Raw genomic sequence first — 15,753 nt, 5'->3', positions numbered from 1 at the left:
ATGAACGCACCCTGGAAACCGGGCCATAACGGCCCGCGGGATCCCTTTCACGCCTTCGTCTGCGACGATCATAGCTATGATCTGGTCCGGTCGGTCTGTTCCGAACTGGGCTGGGCACCGGAAAAGGTGAACAAGGGCGGGATGCGCAATGCGGTCCAGAGCCTGTCGATCACCGCGTCCCCGCAAATCCTGTTCGTCGACATGTCCGAAAGCGGTGATCCGCTCAACGACATTAACAGCCTGGCCGAAGTGTGCGAGCCCGGCACGGTCGTCATCGCGGCGGGCCAGGTCAATGACGTGCGCCTCTATCGCGATCTGGTTGCCAGCGGCATTCAGGATTATCTGCTCAAGCCATTTGGTGCGGACCAGTTGCGCGACGCTCTTGCCAATGCGCAGGCCGTGTTCATGGCCCCGCGCGACGCCGCGCCCGAACGTCCGCACATGACCGTCGCGGTCATCGGCACGCGCGGCGGCGTGGGCGCGTCCAGCATCGCCACTTCGCTGGCATGGATGCTCTCGGAAAAGAAGAAGCGCCCGACCGCCTTGCTCGACCTCGACGTGCATTTCGGCACCAATGCGCTGGCGATGGATCTGGAACCGGGTCGTGGCCTGACCGACGCGATCGACAATCCCAGCCGGATCGATGGCCTGTTCATCGAACGCGCCATGGTGCGGGCGAGCGACACGCTGGCGATCCTGTCGGCCGAAGCGCCGATCAGCCAGCCGATGCTGACCGATGGCGGCGCCTTCTACCAGCTGCTGGAAGAATTCCGGCAGGTGTTTGAATGCAGCGTCGTCGATCTGCCGCGCAACATGCTGATCCAGCATCCGCATCTGATGACCGACGCTCATGTGACTTTGGTCGTGACCGAACTGACGCTGGCGGCCGCGCGCGACACCATCCGCATCCTGTCCTGGCTCAAGAGCAATGCGCCGCAATCGCGCGTGCTGGTGGTCGCCAACCGCGTCCATCCCGGCTCGCCCGAAATCAGCCGCAAGGATTTCGAGACGTCGATCGAACGTAAGGTCGATGTCCTCATCCCGTTCGACCTGCGCATCGGCGCACAGGCTGCAAAGCTCGGCAAAACGCTGGCGGAAACTGCCAAGGGCAGCAAGGTTGGTGCAGCCTGCACCGCCCTGCTCGATCAGGTGATGGGCGCGAGCGAAGCGGACAACGCTCAGGCTGGCACCGCGGCATCGCGCAAAAAAGGCGACTCCCTGCTCGGCAAGATCGGCGATTTCCGCAACATGATGCCGTCGCGTCGCAAGGCCAAGATAGCCGCACTGGAAGATTGACCGCGCACGCCGCCTGACCGGGCGGTGGCGTTGACTGGGGAACGGGCGAACAGATGGACGGCAATTTCATCCTGATAACGGTGCTGGTGGCGACTCTGCTGGGTCTGGTCGTCATAGCCTTTGCCGGTCCTTCGCCGGAAAAGGCGCGCAAGCGCCGGGTTGCGATGATCCGTGGCCGTCACAGCGAATCGGCCGAAGCCCTGCTCGAAGCGCGGATGCGCAAGGTGATTTCCAACCGCGCGACCGGTGTCGAAGCCAAGATGCTGGTGTCGCTCATCCCCAACCCGGAAAATCTGACCAAGCGGATCAGGATGACCGGCAAGAAATGGACGCTCAGCCAATATATGACCGCCAGCGCGGGCATATTCCTGGTGCTGTCGGCATTGCTGATGGTGCGCGGCTTCCCCTTCCTGATGGCCATCATGGTGGGTCTGGCCGCCGGTCTGATTCTGCCGCACTGGTGGGTCAGCCGCCTGATCAAGCAACGGATCAACCGCTTCAACGCCAAATTCCCCGACGCGCTCGAACTGCTGACGCGCGGCCTGCGCTCCGGCCTGCCCATCGCCGAAACGCTGGGCATCGTGTCGAGTGAAATTCCAGGACCAGTGGGTGAGGAATTCAAGCTGATCACCGAACGGATCAAGATCGGCAGGACGATGGAGCAGGCGCTTCAGGAAACTGCCGATCGCCTCGGCACGCCCGAATTCCAGTTCTTCGTCATTACCCTGGCGATCCAGCGGGAAACCGGCGGCAACCTGGCCGAAACTCTGTCGAACCTGGCCACCGTGCTGCGCCAGCGTGCGCAGATGAAGCTCAAGATCCGCGCCATGTCGTCGGAATCAAAGGCATCCGCCTACATCATCGGCTGCCTGCCCTTCCTCGTGTTCTTCATGATCTGCTACATCAACTTCAACTATATGAGTCCCTTCTTCACGCCCGATCCGGCGGGCATTTTCGGGCTTTCGCTGATGCAGGTGATCGGCATCGGGGGTATGTGCTGGATGGGCATCGGCGCCTTCATCATGGCCCAGATGGTCAATTTTGAAATCTGATCGGGGATAAGAGACATGGACGCCCCTACCCCTGCCGGCACGCTTTTCGGCATGACCGCCACCGATTTCGGCACGCTGCTCGCGGCCCTCGCGACGCTCGCCATGCTGTTCGCCCTCTATGCGATCATGACCGTGCGCGATCCGATGGCCAAGCGGGTCAAGGCGCTCAACGACCGGCGCGAACAGTTGAAGGCGGGCATCACCGCCTCCACCGCCAAGCGCCGTGCCAAGCTGGTCCAGCGCAACCAGACGACCGATCATATGCGGTCTTTCCTGTCGAGCCTGAAAGTCCTGCAGGACGATCAGCTCAAGGACGCACAGATCCGCCTGGCGCAGGCCGGTATCCGGTCCAAGGATATGGCGGTTGCCGTCATCTTTGGCCGTATGATCATGCCGATCGTCATTGGCGGTGCTGCCGCCTTGCTGCTCTATGGTGTTGGCATTCAGCCCGAATGGGGTCCGGTCAAACGCTTCTTCGCCTTCGCGGTCGCGCTGCTGCTCTCCTATAAGGCGCCCGACATCTATATCGACAATAAGGTGCAGAAGCGCTCCGCCGAGATCCGCAAGGGGCTGCCCGACGCGCTCGACCTGCTCGTCATCTGCGCCGAAGCGGGCCTGACCGTAGACGCTGCCTTCAACCGGGTCGCGCGCGAACTCGGCAAGGCCTATCCCGAACTGGGCGACGAATTTCAGCTGACGGCGATTGAACTCAGCTTCCTCACCGAACGGCGCATGGCGTTTGAAAATCTCGCCACCCGCGTCAAGCTGGACGCGGTCAAGGGCGTGGTGACCACCATGATCCAGACCGAAAAATACGGCACCCCGCTTGCGTCGGCGCTGCGCGTGCTGTCGGCCGAGTTCCGCCATGAACGCATGATGCGCGCCGAAGAAAAGGCCGCCCGCCTGCCCGCAATCATGACCGTGCCGCTGATTCTCTTCATCCTGCCGACACTGTTCGTCGTCATCCTGGGTCCGGCGGCCTGCTCGATCAGCACGGCCTTCTGAAAATTTCAGCGCATCACGGCCCACCGCCGTAGCGTTCTGACCCAATACGCCCGCTTCCGCCCAAAAAGGCGGTGGCGGGCGTTGTCATTTGCGGCTTATCCTTCCGCAAAAGACACGGAGAAACGGATCGCATGAAAGCTGCAAGCCTTACCCTCGCCGCCCTGACCGCAACCATCGCCCTGCCCGCTCATGCCGCACAACCGGTCACCGGTCGCTGGGCCACGGTCGATGCCAAGGCGATCGTTCAGATCGCCCCCTGCGGCAAAAGCCTGTGTGGTAAAATCGAAAAGATACTCAAACCCACGCCGGGCCGCCCCCATACCGACATTGAAAATGCCGACCCGGCGCTGCGTTCCCGCCCGTTGCTGGGCCTGCCCCTGCTGACTGGCTTTTCTGACGCGGGTAACCTCTGGAAGGGGACGATCTACGACCCGGAAAGCGGCAAGAGCTACACGTCCAAAATCAGCCGCAACCCCAACGGCACCCTGAAAGTGCAAGGCTGCATCGCCTTCTTCTGCAAGACCCAGACATGGACGGCGGTGCGGTAGGATCGTTACATCAGCCGCATCCCGGTCGCACCAACTGAACCGGAACCGGCAACCAATTGCCCCGGCGACATTCACGCCATCCCGCGAAGCTGCTACGCAGCGGCAAAATGTAAAGCGGGGAGAGGTCGATGTTCAGTTTTTCTTACGATCCTGACGAGAATCTATTACGTCTGGTCCAGCAGGGCTATTGGTCGCTGGCCGATTTTCGCGCCTTTGAATCGGAATTTCTCAAATTGCATACGGCTATCCGCAAGGTGAACGACAATTACCGCGTTTTTGCCGATTGCCGCGATTTTCCTGTTCAATCCTCCGAAATCAGCGAAGTATTCGGCCAATCCTTCGTAACGATGATGCAAGAAAATAGGGGGCGCTACGCCATTGTCGTTGGTTCGATATTGAACAAGCTGCAAGCCAAGCGCGCATTGCCCCCACAGCCCCATGTTGAGACCTTTAGCGATCCCGACGAAGCCATGGCCTGGCTGTTCGAGGATGGCAGCCTGCCCGCCTGAATTCCGTTTGCTCACCCCAGGATGAAATCGACCCCGGCCTTGGCATGGATCGACGTGCAGTCGTAAATCGGCAGCACATTGGCCTTCACGTCGACGATCAGTTCCAGTTCGGTGCAGGCCAGCACCACCGCCTGCACATCCTGCTTGGCGATGTCGGTCATTTCCGACTTCATGAAGCGTTCGGATTCGCGGCTGATCTTGCCCACGGTCAGTTCGTCATAAACGATGCGGTCGATCCGGTCGGCCAGTTCCATGTCGGCTGGCAGCAGTGACACGCCATGCGCCACCAGCCGCTGGCGATAGAATTTCTCGGTCATCACATTGCGCGTGCCGATCAATGCGGCTTTCTCGACGCCGTCGGCCTGCATCTTCTTGCCGACCCGCTCGGCGATATGGAGAATTGGCACGTCCACCGCGCCCTGTACCCGGTCATAGACGCGGTGCATCGAATTGGCGCAGATCAGCAGCGCCCCTGCGCCTGCCGTCTCCAGCCGCCGCGCCGCCTCGATCAAAACGCCTGCTGCGTTGTCCCACTCCTCATCGGTGGTGCAGGCCGCAACAGTCGCAAAATCCAGGCTCTCGATCAGCAGCGGCGCGCTATGCTGCCCGCCACGCGCGCGATGCACCGCTTGGTTGATGATCTCATAATAGCGGGCAGTAGACGTCCAGCTGAGACCGCCGATCAGACCAAGTTTGTGCATGATATCCCCAGGAACCAAAAAAACCGTTCGGGCTGAGCCTGTCGAAGCCCCGCCCTTCCCTCTTTAAGGAAGAACGGCCCTTCGACAAGCTCAGGGCGAACGGAATTTGAGTAAGGCACCCCTTCTTTTAGTGCGCCAGCCCCTTGACGATTTCCTCGACCATCTTCTTGGCGTCGGCCAACAGCATCATGGTGTTGTCCATATAGAACACCTCATTGTCGACACCGGCATAGCCGGCCCCGCCCATGGAGCGCTTCACGAACAGCACCGACTTGGCGTTGGCCACGTCCAGAATCGGCATCCCGTAAATGGGCGACGATTTGTCGGTCTTGGCCGCCGGGTTGGTCACGTCGTTCGCGCCGATGACGAAAGCGACGTCCGCCTGACTGAACTCGCTGTTGATATCCTCCAGCTCGAACACCTCGTCATAGGACACGTTCGCTTCGGCCAGCAGCACGTTCATATGGCCCGGCATACGACCCGCCACGGGGTGGATCGCATATTTGACCTTCACCCCTTCCTTCTTGAGCAGGTCGCCCATCTCGCGCAGCGCGTGCTGCGCCTGGCTCACCGCCATACCGTAACCCGGCACGATGATGACGCTGTCGGCCTGCTTCATCAGGAAGGCGGCGTCCTCGGCCGATCCGCGCTTGTAGGCGCGGTCGATCACCGGCCCGCCAGCCCCAGCCGGTCCCGCATCGGCACCAAAGCCGCCCGCGATCACGCTGATGAAGCTGCGGTTCATCGCCTTGCACATGATGTAGGACAGGATCGCACCCGACGACCCCACCAGCGCGCCGGTGATGATCATCGCGCTGTTGCCCAGCGTAAAGCCCATCGCGGCGGCGGCCCACCCCGAATAGCTGTTGAGCATCGACACCACGACCGGCATGTCCGCCCCGCCGATCGGGATGATCAGCAGGAAACCGATGATGAAGCTCAGCGCCGTCACGGTCCAGAATACCCACGGGCTTTGGTCGGTCACGAAATAGCCGATCAGCCCCAGGATCGCGGCCAGCGTACCCAGATTGATCAGGTGACGCCCCGGCAGCATGATCGGCTTGCCCGACATATTGCCGTTGAGTTTCAGGAAGGCGATGATCGAGCCGGAGAAGGTGATCGCGCCGATCGCCACGCCCAGCCCCATTTCGATGCGGCTGGCATTGTGGATCTCGCCGGTCGCGGCATCCAATATGCCGAACGCGCCGGGGTTGAGATAGGCTGCCGCGCCCACCAGCACCGCTGCCATGCCAACGAGTGAGTGGAACGCCGCCACCAACTGCGGCATGTCCGTCATCGCGATCCGCCGCGCGATGATGAAGCCGATGCCGCCGCCGATGACGATAGCGCCGATGATTTCGGGCAGGCTCACCACATCATGGGTGTAGAGCGTGGTTCCCACGGCGATCGCCATGCCGATCATGCCCATGCGGTTGCCACGACGGCTGGTCGCCGGGCTGGAAAGCCCGCGCAGCGCCAGGATGAACAGGACGCCCGCGGCCAGATAGGCCAGGCTCACGCCCCATGGGATCTGTGCGATCTCATGCATCACTTGCGCTCCTTCTTCTTGTACATCGCCAGCATCCGCTCAGTGACCGCAAAGCCGCCGAAGATGTTGACCGATGCAAAGACGACCGCCAGCAAGCCCAGATATTTGGCCGCAGCGCTCCCCGCTTCCGCCGACGCAACCAGCGCGCCCACGATGATGACCGACGAAATGGCGTTGGTAACCGCCATCAACGGCGTGTGGAGCGCCGGCGTAACCGACCACACCACATAATAGCCGACAAAACATGCCAGCACGAAAACCGACAGGATGGAAATAAAGTCCATCGTCTTGACTCCCCGTTCGTCCCGATTTGGCTGCGGGACGTTGGCCTGGACGCGCGCCGCGCGAACAGGCGATTCCCCTAACCGAGCAGCCGCTCGTTCACGACCTTGCCGCCCTGTGTCAGGCGGATGGCGTTGCCGATTTCCTCGTCCAGCACCGGCGCACCCTTTTCCTTGTCCCAGAAGGCGGACAGGAAATTGAACAGGTTGCGCGAGAACAGGGCCGATGTGTCGGTGGCGAGCCGCGATGGCACGTTGCGATGGCCGACAATCTTGACGCCGTGGCGCACGACCACTTCGCCCGCCACTGCGCCCTCCACATTGCCGCCCTGTTCGACCGCCAGATCGACGATCACGCTACCCGGCTTCATCGACGCGATCTGCGCGTCGGTGATCAGGAGCGGCGCGGGCCGTCCCGGAATCAGCGCGGTGGTGATGACGATGTCCTGCTTGGCGATGTGCGACGATATGAGTTCAGCCTGTGCTGCCTTATATTCGTCCGACATTTCGGTGGCATAACCGCCAGAACCCTCACCCTCGATGCCCGCGACCTTCTCGACGAAGATTGCCTTGGCACCCAGCGATTCGATCTGCTCCTTGGTGGCCGCCCGCACGTCGGTCGCGCTGACCTGTGCGCCCAGACGGCGCGCGGTGGCGATCGCCTGGAGCCCCGCCACGCCCACACCCATGATGAAGGCGCGCGCGGCCGAAACCGTGCCCGCCGCCGTCATCATCATCGGGAAGGCCTTGCCATATTCGCCAGCGGCATCCAGAACCGCCTTATAGCCCGACAGGTTCGATTGGGACGAGAGGATATCCATCGATTGCGCGCGGGTGATGCGCGGCATGAACTCCATCGCCAGCGCTTCATAGCCCGCCGCCGCATAGGCATCGACGCGCGCGCGTTCCCCGAACGGATTGAGGCCCGCCACGATCCACGCGCCTGGATTGGCCCCCGCTATGCTGGCGACGTCCGGCCCCTGCACGCCCAGGACGATGTCCGCGCCAGCAACCGTCGCAGCGCGATCGGCCACACTGGCCCCGGCAGCGGCATAATCAGCATCAGCGACCGACGCCGTAAGCCCGGCCCCCGCCTCGACCGACACCTGCGCGCCCAGGCCGATAAATTTCTTCACCGTCTCCGGCGTAGCGGCAACACGGGCTTCACCCGCGGCCTGCTCCTTCAAAACTGCAATCTTCATTATTATGGCATCCCCTCCTGTTTGCGCGTCCCGGTTTAGCCGGAGATCAGCAGCACCACGAGGGCGGCCACCGCGATCGACGCGATCGTTCCCCACTTCATCACGCCAATGAAACCGGCATAGGTTTCGGTCGCACTCTTGATATTTCCGTCTGACGCCATGTCCGGTCCCCTTCTGTGGCGGTTGCGGCGAACCTCTTATCCTGTCGCGCCCCCCCCCTCAACCCGTAGCGCCACAAGAAAATCTTTCGCGGTTAAGCCCGCCTTTACCCCCCGTCCTTACCATAGGTCGCCTGTTGTTATTGAGGGGTATAAATGGCGCGCGACGGCATACCGATGCTGATGCTGATCGACGACGAACCGGCGCAAAGGCGGCTGGTTTCGGCGCTGGCGGCGCGCGCCGGGTGGCGGACGATCTTTGCGGGCGACGGCGAAACCGCCATTGCGACGCTTGGCACACAGGACGGGATGCAGCTTGATGCGATCATCCTGGACCAGTGGAGTCCCGATTACGAGCCCGCTGGCCTGATCCGCGAGATTCGCGAACGTCGCCCTGCACTGCCCATCCTGATTCTCACCGCTCATAATAATGTCGCGGTTGCCGTAGAGGCGATGCGCGCTGGCGCGACCGATTATCTGTCCAAGCCGATTGCGCCCGAACGGCTGCTCGCCGCGCTCAATGCGACGATCAGCGAGGGTGCCGCCCATGGCGAACTGCGCCCGCTCACCGAAAAAATCACTGCGCCCTTGTCCTTCGAGGATGTGGTCGGCTCCGCCCCGCAATTCCGCGCCGCCCTCGCCATAGCGGCCAAGGCCGCCCGCGCCCGCGTGCCGGTGCTGATTGAGGGCGAAAGCGGGGTCGGCAAGGATGTGATCGCCCGCGCCATCCACGCCGCCTCCCCTCGCCACAAACAGGCGATGGTCACGGTCAATTGCGGCGCGATCCCAGCCAATCTGGTCGAATCCGAACTGTTCGGCCATGAACGCGGCGCCTTCACCGGCGCGTTCGACCGCCATGTCGGCAAATTCGCCAGCGCCGACACCGGCACCATCTTCCTCGATGAAGTCAGCGAAATGCCGCTCGATGCGCAGGTCAAATTGCTCCGCGTGTTGCAGGATGGCGAAATGCAGCCGATCGGCGCGCGCCGCCCGATCCATGTCGACGTCCGCGTCATCGCCGCCACCAACAAGCGCCTGATCGAGGAAATAGAGGCCGGCCGCTTCCGCGAGGATCTGTATTACCGCCTCAACGTCGTCCAGCTGACCATCCCGCCCTTGCGCGAACGGATGGGGGATATTCCCGCGCTCTGCCGCCACCTTCTCGCCCGCATTGCGACCCAACCCGGCCTGCGTGGCCTGGGCCTCACCGACGATGCGCTGGCGCTGCTGATGCAGCATGGCTGGCCGGGCAATGTCCGCCAGCTGCAAAACGCCCTCTTCCGCGCCGCCGTGCTGTGCGATGGCGACGCGCTGACGCCGCAGGATTTCCCGCAGATCGCAGCGCAGATCCGCGCGGGCGACCCGATCGACCGCCTGACCATCCGCCCGCGCGCCGCCAGCCAGCCGCACCGCGACGGCGCGGGCATCACTCTATTCGAAGGCGACGGCCACGTCCGCCAGCTGGCCGAGATTGAAGCCGACGTCATCCGCCTCGCCATCGGCCATTATCGCGGTCGCATGACCGAAGTCGCCCGCCGCCTGGGCATCGGCCGATCCACCCTCTACCGCAAACTCGCCGAACTGGGCATCGACAGCGCGGCCTGAAACGGCCCCCCGTCGCTCGACCGTTGTATTCTCATGCTGCCTATGCTTTGGATCGGCGCATGAAAAACGTCGCCCTCATCGCCTGCCTACCCGTCCTGCTCCTTGCCGCCTGCGGTCGCACCGAACCGGTGGCCGACATGCCAAGTCAGGAAGAACTGGCCGCCGCTGCCAATGCAGCTGCTGCCAGCGCGCTGGCCACGCAACAGGCGGCCGAGGATGCCGAGCCGCGCAACTACGTCAATCTGGAACGCGGTTTTTCGGTCAGCTTTCCCGAAGGCTGGATGAAAAATGCGCAAGGCAGCACCCCCGACGGCGCCATCTATGAAGATAAGGGCGCAGGCGCGGACGTGCGCGTATTCTGGCAAAAGAATGACAATGACGAAACCCTTCAGCAGATCGTCGAAGCAGTCAGCAGCGGGGCCGAAGGGGTCGATGGCGATTATATCGGCGACAATGAATATCGCGGCACTGCCAATGATGGAGAAGGCAATAATGTCGCGGTCCGCCTGCTCAAACAGCCCGACGGATCGATCGTGACCGCCACCTTCGTCTATCCCGAAATGCTGAGCGAGCAATATCAGCCGATCGTCGACAAGACCCTCGCCAGCCTGCGCGTTTTTGCGCCCAAGGGCGAAACGGCGGCGGCTCCGGCGGAAGCGGGCAACGGCGCTGCGGCCAAGCCGGTCTCGCCTTAAAACCAAAATCGATCCCTCCCTGTCAGGCGAGGGAATTGCATATGACTTGTCGTCATCCCTTCAACGTCATCCTGAACTTGTTTCAGGATCCATCGTGCCCCAAAAGCCGCCGCTCGTGACGAGAAATGGATGCTGAGCCGAAGGCCAGCGCAGCTAAACAAGTTCAGCATGACGAAGTAGAATGATGTGCGTTTCATATGCGATAGCCCTGCCTCCAAAGGCAGGATGCGCAAGGAGACCTCCAGTTTTGATTGGATTGGCGCTATTATTGCTCATTCCAGGCTAAACCGCGCTCAACCCCGCATCGGCCAGCCCGCGCCACAGATGCAGCGCCTGCACGCTTTCGCGCACATCATGCACCCGCACCATCTGCGCGCCCTGCTCCGCCGCGCGGAAGGCGAGCGCGATCGATCCGCCCAGCCGGTCCGACGCGGGCGCTTCGTTCGACAGCGCACCAATCAGCCGTTTGCGGCTGCCCGCAAACAGCACAGCCACGCCCAGCCCCTGGAAGGTCGCCAGGCGGTTCACCAGCGCCAGATTGTCGGCCAGACCCTTGCCGAAACCCAGCCCCGGATCGACCATGATCTTCTCACGCGCGATACCGGCGGCAAGGCAAGCCGCGACCCGCACCTCCAAATGGTCGAACACATCGGCGACCACATCGCCATAGCCGCCCGGATTGTCATGCGGGTCATCGCCCGCCGATGGCGCATGCATCAGGATGACGGGGCAGCCCGCCGCCGCGACCACTTCCATGGCGCGCGGATCATGCTGGAGGGCGCTCACATCATTGACGACATTTGCCCCCGCGCGCAGCGCCGCCTCCATGACCGCCGCCTTGCGCGTGTCGATCGACACCGGCACGCCCGCCGCCGCCAGCCGCTCGATCACCGGCACGACACGGGCAATCTCGTCGCCCTCCCATAATTTCTCCGCGCGCGGCCGGGTGGACTCACCCCCCACATCGACCAGCGCCGCCCCCGCCGCCGCCATCGCGAAACCCGCGTCCGCCGCCGCCTGCGGATCGCCGACATGCTTGCCGCCATCGGAGAAGCTGTCGGGCGTGATGTTCAATATCGCCATGACCTGCGGCCCGTCGAACCGGATCGTCCGCTCCCCCAGCACCAACGGCGCGCGCTGCGCCGAGATGTTGGCGGCCAACGATCGCGCCCGCTGCGCCAGCGGTTCAGGCAGGCCCGCCACCGCCGCATCAAATTCCGCCACCGGAACCGTCACCCGCGCCACCCGGACGCGCCCGCGCAGCGCGGTCAGTTCATAGCCCTGAAACCACAACAACCCATTCCCCATCCGCGCTGCCGCACCATCGGGAAGGCCGAAGGGCGACGGCACGAACCAGACAGGGCGGAGATACAGCCGGGCGTCGGCGGGGATGGTGGGGAGTGCGACCATAAAATCTCCGTTCGGGCTGAGCTTGTCGAAGCCCTGTTCTTCTTGGAAGAAAAGTACGCCCCTTCGACAGGCTCAGGGCGAACGGATGTAGCGTTTTAAGGCTCGTTCGCCAGCAAATAGGTCTGCCGCAACGTGTCGATCGGCTGCAACTTGCCGTCAATCTCGACATGCCAGAAGGTCCAGCCATTGCAGCTCGGCGCGCCCTGCAAGGTCGCTCCCATCTTGTGGATCGACCCGGTGTCCGCCCCCACCGCCAGCGATCCGTCCGCCCGCACCTCCGCGCTCCAGCGGCGCTTGACGTCGCTCAGCTTCGTACCGGGCGCGATATAGCCGGTCTCGACCAGCGTGCCGAACGCCACCTTGGGCTGTTGCCGCGCGGTCTGCATGATGGTGAGCGAGGATTCATCGAGCGGCAGCGCCGCCTCGATCCGCTCCAGAGCCACCTCGATATAGGCGTCCTCACGCTCGATGCCGATCCATTTGCGCCCCAGCCGCTTGGCCACAGCGCCCGTGGTGCCGGTGCCGAAAAAGGGATCAAGCACCACGTCGCCCGGCTTGGTGCAGGACAGCATCACCCGGTAGAGCAGCGATTCCGGCTTTTGCGTCGGATGCGCCTTGGTCCCGTTGCGCTTCAACCGCTCCTGCCCGCCGCAGATCGGCAGCACCCAGTCGGACCGCATCTGCAACTCATCGTTCAGCGTTTTCATCGCCTTGTAATTGAACGTATATTTGGCGTCCTCACCTTGGCTGGCCCAGATCAAAGTCTCATGCGCATTGGTAAAGCGCGTGCCCTTGAAATTGGGCATCGGGTTGGCCTTGCGCCAGATGATGTCGTTGAGGATCCAGAACCCCTCATCCTGCAACGCGGTGCCGACGCGGAAGATGTTGTGATAGCTGCCGATCACCCAGATCGTGCCGTTGGGCTTCAATATGCGACGCGCCTGCGCCAGCCACGCTTTGGTGAAGCGGTCATAGGCACCCAGCGTGTCGAACTTGTCCCAGTCATTATCGACCGCATCCACCCGCCCGCCTTCGGGCCGGAACAGGTCGCCGCCCAGTTGCAGATTATAGGGCGGATCGGCAAAGATCATGTCGATGCAGCCATCGGGCAGCTTGGCCATTTCGGCGATGCAGTCGCCGCGCAGCAGGCGATCTGCCTCGATCGTGACTGGCGCGAGAGCAACCGCCTTCTTCCGCCGCGGCGCGACCCGTTCCATGACACCCATAATGCAACCCCCGTTCGATCTGAGGCCCAGCGATGAGTCCTTGGCAGACTCCCGTCAAGATCAGCAGCCTAGCGTTAACCTTTCTTAAAATGGTTAACATGGGGCGGAACGAAGGGGGTAGCCACTATATGTTGAGTCGCGTCGCCCAAGCGGGACTCAATATCGGCCAGTGTGACGCAAAAGACTCAGCCCATCGCCCGCCAGACTTTTTTTGGTTAACGGGACAAGGACGGGGAAAAGCGGCCGCTGGCTTGACCATATCATAACCATATGGTTATGCCGCCATGATGACCAACAGCCCCAATGCCCCCGCCACGATCGACGCCCAGTTCAAGGCGCTGTCGGACGGCACCCGCCGCGCCCTGCTCGAATATCTGGTGCGCGAGGGCGAACAGAGCGTCCACGCGCTGACCACCATTTCCGGCGTATCGCAACCCATGGTGTCGCGCCACATGGCCAAGCTCAAGCGCGCCGCGCTCGTGACCGCCCGCCGCACCGGCCGCGAAACCTGGTATAGCGCCCGCGCGAAGGGGCTGGCCCCGGTGGTGCAGTGGATGGCCATCTATGGCGCGCTCTGGTCGCAACGCTTCACCGCGCTGGAGGGGATCGGCGAATGATGCGACAGCGTCATGATGGCGCGGAACGCAGGTCGGTGAGGCGCGTTTGCCCGTGATGGAACATCGCTCGCTCATCGAACGCCTCGCCCGACACCTCGCCACCACCCCTGACGACTGGCCCGCCCGTGTCGAGGATGCCGCCAGCATCCTGGCGATCCTGAAGCAACCCGACAGCGCCATGCTGGCCGCCGGCGACGCAGCCGCGTGGGAAGCGATGATAGACGCCGCGCTGCGCGAACGCTGGACGGTGACGTCCCCCGCCGCCGCCGATCAGCCATCCGCCGGGGCCGACGAGGAAGGCGAAATCCGCCTGTCCCCCGACGCCGTGGGCAACAACCACGCCGACTGGGTCCATCTGCAAGCGCCACAGGAGACATCGCCATGAAGGGGCTTCTCAAACTCGCCATCGTCACCGGCCTCGGCGCGTTCGCGATCAAGGGATGGCGCGACTGGATGGGCACCGCCCAACCCCTTGACGATCGCGGCCCGGTCGGCTCGTCCGGCATCGTCCGCGACGCCGGACCGCAGGAGGGGGTGGCGGCAAAGGATTGGGACATGGTCGACGAACAATCCGACGAATCCTTCCCCGCCAGCGACCCGCCGGGTAATTATTGAGCGGGGGCTAAATCCTCCTCTTTTGAGGATCGCTGCAAAATTCATCATCCACAGATTCTTACGTCATCCCCGCGAAGGCGGGGATCCATCTCCTGACGTAAAATCAGGACGATAAGGTGGGAGATGGATTCCCGCCTGCGCGGGAATGACGATATACTCTGGGAACATATCCGCACTGCACAACGATCCCCTACTAGGCGATGATAACTCGTACACACCCTTCCTTGCCCCCGCCCCGCCCGCCCCCTATTGAGGCGGCAAGACGGGCGGCCGATGGCCCACCTTAAACTGGGGAATCTCATTCTATGCCTTCGGGTTTGATCGCGCTGCTCGATGATGTGGCGGGTATTGTTAAATTGACCGCGACCTCGCTGGACGATGTCGCCGCCGCCGCTGGCAAGGCCGGGACGAAGGCAGCGGGCGTGGTCATCGACGATGCCGCCGTCACCCCGCGCTATGTCATGGGCCTGACCCCCGACCGCGAACTGCCGATCATCTGGAAGATCGCCAAGGGATCGCTCCGCAACAAGCTGCTGTTCCTGCTGCCCGCCGCGCTGCTGATCAGCGCGCTGGCCCCCTGGCTGCTGCCCCCGCTCCTCATGCTGGGCGGCGCGTTCCTCTGTTACGAAGCGGCGGAAAAGCTGCTGGAGGCGATCCAGGGCGGCCATGATGTCGCGCAGGAGGCACTCGAAACGCACAGCTCGGCCGATCTGGAAAACCAGAAAGTATCCAGCGCGATCCGCACCGACTTCATCCTGTCGGGGGAGATCATGGCGATTTCGCTCGGCACGGTCGCGGCCGAACCGATCTGGGAACAGGCCATCATCCTGGTGGTCGTCGCCTTCCTGATCACCGCAGGCGTCTACGGCGTCGTCGGTTTCATCGTGAAGATGGACGATATCGGCCTGCATCTGGCCGCCCGCACCTCCGCCGCCACCCGCGTGATCGGGCGCGGCATGGTGAAGGCGATGCCCGTCATCATGAGCGTTTTAGCGGTCGTCGGCACCGCGGCGATGCTGTGGGTCGGCGGTGGCCTGATCGTCCATGGCCTGCACGAATTCCACTGGGATGCCATCCCCGGCACGATCCACCACGCCGCACAGGCCGCCGCCAGCGCCCTGCCCGCCATCGGCCCGCTGGTCGACTGGACCGTCAACGCCATCGGCGGCGCGATCGTCGGTCTGGTCGTCGGCGGCCTGATCGTCGCCGCACTGCACCTGTTCAAAAAGCATTGAGCCATATGCCCCGGCAAACCACCTAAAATCCGTTCGGGCTGAGCCTGTC

The 15,753-nt window shown here is 63.1% G+C and carries 18 protein-coding genes; 11 read left to right on the top strand and 7 right to left on the bottom strand.

Annotation, left to right across the window (positions count from 1 at the left end; translation table 11 throughout):
* The 5 genes from ACODR8_RS12650 (at position 1) to ACODR8_RS12630 (ending at position 4,410) form a co-directional block, all read left to right on the top strand.
* On the top strand, positions 1-1,296 hold the full coding sequence (locus ACODR8_RS12650) for a pilus assembly protein CpaE (protein WP_489007565.1): 1,296 nt from the start codon (positions 1-3) through the stop codon (positions 1,294-1,296).
* Between the two features lie 53 nt (positions 1,297-1,349).
* Positions 1,350-2,348: a type II secretion system F family protein gene (locus tag ACODR8_RS12645; RefSeq protein WP_489007564.1), complete on the top strand. Its 999-nt coding sequence runs from the start codon at positions 1,350-1,352 to the stop codon at positions 2,346-2,348.
* Positions 2,349-2,363: 15 nt separating this feature from the next.
* Entirely contained in the window at positions 2,364-3,353 is a 990-nt protein-coding gene (locus ACODR8_RS12640; protein WP_489007563.1) for a type II secretion system F family protein, read from the top strand.
* A gap of 131 nt (positions 3,354-3,484) precedes the next feature.
* The gene (locus ACODR8_RS12635) at positions 3,485-3,901 is read left to right on the top strand and encodes a DUF2147 domain-containing protein (RefSeq protein WP_489007562.1); all 417 of its coding nucleotides are present in this window, start codon (positions 3,485-3,487) and stop codon (positions 3,899-3,901) included.
* 128 nt (positions 3,902-4,029) lie between these two features.
* Entirely contained in the window at positions 4,030-4,410 is a 381-nt protein-coding gene (locus ACODR8_RS12630) for a hypothetical protein (protein WP_489007561.1), read from the top strand.
* Positions 4,411-4,421: 11 nt separating this feature from the next.
* Here ACODR8_RS12630 and ACODR8_RS12625 read toward each other — a convergent pair whose 3' ends face one another.
* From ACODR8_RS12625 to ACODR8_RS12605, 5 genes are all read right to left on the bottom strand, one after another.
* Positions 4,422-5,111 carry an aspartate/glutamate racemase family protein gene (locus ACODR8_RS12625; RefSeq protein ID WP_489007560.1) on the bottom strand — a complete coding sequence of 230 codons (690 nt, stop codon included), beginning with the start codon at positions 5,109-5,111 and terminating at the stop codon, positions 4,422-4,424.
* A 127-nt stretch (positions 5,112-5,238) separates the two neighbouring features.
* The gene (locus tag ACODR8_RS12620; protein WP_294130932.1) at positions 5,239-6,660 is read right to left on the bottom strand and encodes an NAD(P)(+) transhydrogenase (Re/Si-specific) subunit beta; all 1,422 of its coding nucleotides are present in this window, start codon (positions 6,658-6,660) and stop codon (positions 5,239-5,241) included.
* Positions 6,660-6,944 carry a proton-translocating transhydrogenase family protein gene (locus ACODR8_RS12615; protein ID WP_006950157.1) on the bottom strand — a complete coding sequence of 95 codons (285 nt, stop codon included), beginning with the start codon at positions 6,942-6,944 and terminating at the stop codon, positions 6,660-6,662. The genes ACODR8_RS12620 and ACODR8_RS12615 overlap by 1 nt, the downstream gene beginning before the upstream one ends.
* Positions 6,945-7,021: 77 nt before the next feature.
* Positions 7,022-8,143 (bottom strand): NAD(P) transhydrogenase subunit alpha, encoded by a 1,122-nt coding sequence (locus ACODR8_RS12610; protein WP_489007559.1) that lies wholly within the window; start codon positions 8,141-8,143, stop codon positions 7,022-7,024.
* Positions 8,144-8,178: 35 nt separating this feature from the next.
* On the bottom strand, positions 8,179-8,304 hold the full coding sequence (locus ACODR8_RS12605) for an aa3-type cytochrome c oxidase subunit IV (protein WP_119744163.1): 126 nt from the start codon (positions 8,302-8,304) through the stop codon (positions 8,179-8,181).
* A gap of 153 nt (positions 8,305-8,457) precedes the next feature.
* On the opposite strand from ACODR8_RS12605, the gene ACODR8_RS12600 reads away from it, so the two are divergent.
* Positions 8,458-9,906: a sigma-54-dependent transcriptional regulator gene (locus tag ACODR8_RS12600; RefSeq protein ID WP_489007558.1), complete on the top strand. Its 1,449-nt coding sequence runs from the start codon at positions 8,458-8,460 to the stop codon at positions 9,904-9,906.
* Positions 9,907-9,965: 59 nt separating this feature from the next.
* Positions 9,966-10,601 carry a hypothetical protein gene (locus tag ACODR8_RS12595; protein ID WP_489007557.1) on the top strand — a complete coding sequence of 212 codons (636 nt, stop codon included), beginning with the start codon at positions 9,966-9,968 and terminating at the stop codon, positions 10,599-10,601.
* A gap of 282 nt (positions 10,602-10,883) precedes the next feature.
* Here ACODR8_RS12595 and folP read toward each other — a convergent pair whose 3' ends face one another.
* Together folP and ACODR8_RS12585 are read right to left on the bottom strand one after the other, a co-directional pair.
* Positions 10,884-12,011, bottom strand: a complete 1,128-nt coding sequence (gene folP, locus ACODR8_RS12590; RefSeq protein WP_489007556.1) for a dihydropteroate synthase — start codon at positions 12,009-12,011, stop codon at positions 10,884-10,886.
* A gap of 95 nt (positions 12,012-12,106) precedes the next feature.
* On the bottom strand, positions 12,107-13,237 hold the full coding sequence (locus tag ACODR8_RS12585; protein WP_489007555.1) for a site-specific DNA-methyltransferase: 1,131 nt from the start codon (positions 13,235-13,237) through the stop codon (positions 12,107-12,109).
* Between the two features lie 284 nt (positions 13,238-13,521).
* On the opposite strand from ACODR8_RS12585, the gene ACODR8_RS12580 reads away from it, so the two are divergent.
* From ACODR8_RS12580 to ACODR8_RS12565, 4 genes are all read left to right on the top strand, one after another.
* Complete coding sequence (locus tag ACODR8_RS12580) at positions 13,522-13,854, top strand: ArsR/SmtB family transcription factor (protein WP_489007554.1); 333 nt, start codon at positions 13,522-13,524, stop codon at positions 13,852-13,854.
* A 55-nt stretch (positions 13,855-13,909) separates the two neighbouring features.
* The gene (locus ACODR8_RS12575) at positions 13,910-14,239 is read left to right on the top strand and encodes a hypothetical protein (protein WP_489007674.1); all 330 of its coding nucleotides are present in this window, start codon (positions 13,910-13,912) and stop codon (positions 14,237-14,239) included.
* Entirely contained in the window at positions 14,236-14,469 is a 234-nt protein-coding gene (locus tag ACODR8_RS12570) for a hypothetical protein (protein ID WP_489007553.1), read from the top strand. Before ACODR8_RS12575 ends, ACODR8_RS12570 begins: the two co-directional genes overlap by 4 nt.
* Positions 14,470-14,774: 305 nt before the next feature.
* On the top strand, positions 14,775-15,704 hold the full coding sequence (locus ACODR8_RS12565; protein ID WP_489007552.1) for a DUF808 domain-containing protein: 930 nt from the start codon (positions 14,775-14,777) through the stop codon (positions 15,702-15,704).
* Positions 15,705-15,753: the final 49 nt, after the last annotated feature.

This window comes from Sphingobium sp. FG58, assembly GCF_057809055.1.
The sequence above is the reverse complement of the archived record's forward strand: the minus strand, read 5'-3'. Positions and strand labels throughout refer to the sequence as shown.